Below are 1,274 nucleotides of genomic sequence, written 5' to 3'. Positions count from 1 at the left end.
CTATGACTCATTCCGATTTTATCACATTGATGCTAGACTTGAAAGCCTCAGACCTCATTTTCCCTGAAGAAAACTACTTCCGACTTGGTTTTACAAAGCTGACAGGACATCATCAAGCACAAATCTTTTCCGCCAGCTATCGCCCTAAAGAGACGGTTTGCCCTGCTTGTGGTGTGATTTCAGACAGCCGTAAGGTCCGTAATTACAGGGTTTCTCAAGTCCTTATGACACCTAGCGGGCATAGACCCAGAGTTTTGGAGCTAAAGAAGGCAAAGTATGACTGCGCAGATTGTGGGGCTACATTCACACCAGCCCCTTATTTCGTTGCGCCTGGGGCCAATATCTCCTCGCTGGTTAAGGCCGCCATTCTTCTTGACTTTAAGGCCAAAATGGCCATGACAGATGTGGCTAGACGCTACTTTGTGTCGCCTGCTTTCTGCTGGCAAATTGTAGATCAAATCCCACTCAAACAGACCTTTAGGAGCTTGCCAGAAATCCTTTGTTTTGACGAGTTCAAAGCCACTCAAAATTCTGATAATGGCTTAGCTTTTGTCTACTCTGATGGACTCACACATGATATTATTGACATTCTGGAAAGTCGAAAACAAGCGGATTTGATGACCTATTTCCTGAAATTCCCTCGCTCTGAGCGTCTCAAGGTGAAAACCATTGTCATGGACATGAATGCCTCCTATCCTGCACTTATGACCCTCTTTCCCAATGCAAAATTAATCATTGATGGCTTTCATGTCATCCAGCAACTGTCTCGGGCTTTTAACCAGCTTCGGGTCAAGGAAATGAAACAACTCAAGAATTTGAAAGGGGACAATGGCAAGATCTACCGCAAGCTCAAGAAATACTGGCGCCAGCTTCTCAAATGGAACGGCAAGGTCAATTATCAGAACCGGAAACAATGGCCACTTTTTCGCGGAGAATGGCGGACAGAAGGGGAAGTGATTGATTATCTTTTAGCCTACAGCCAACAACTTCAAGAAGCCTATGAGGTCTATCAGTCTGCTTTGGACGCCTTTCATGACAAGCATCCTGACCGTTTTTTTGAGGTCATTGAAACCCTTCCTGAAAGCTTGCCTGAGGACTTTAAAAAGTCTTGTCGTTATCTAATTAAGCACAAGCAGGCCATTGCAAGAGGCATTGTCTCATCTTGTTCCAACGGCCCATTAGAGGGAAAAAATAATCTCTGTAAGCTTATCAAACGCATTGCCTTTGGTTTTGGGCGTTTTGATCATCTTAGAAAACGGATTTTGCTCCAACAA

General features: G+C 44.4%; 1 protein-coding gene. It reads left to right on the top strand.

Going from position 1 to position 1,274, the window contains the following annotated elements:
• On the top strand, positions 1-1,274 hold a 1,274-nt coding region (locus ACGHCK_RS11435; RefSeq protein ID WP_394304582.1), incomplete at both ends, for an ISL3 family transposase.

This window comes from Lactococcus muris (assembly GCF_042849115.1).
Taxonomy (GTDB): Bacteria; Bacillota; Bacilli; order Lactobacillales; family Streptococcaceae; genus Lactococcus; species Lactococcus muris.
This window is presented reverse-complemented; position numbering and strand designations above follow the sequence as displayed.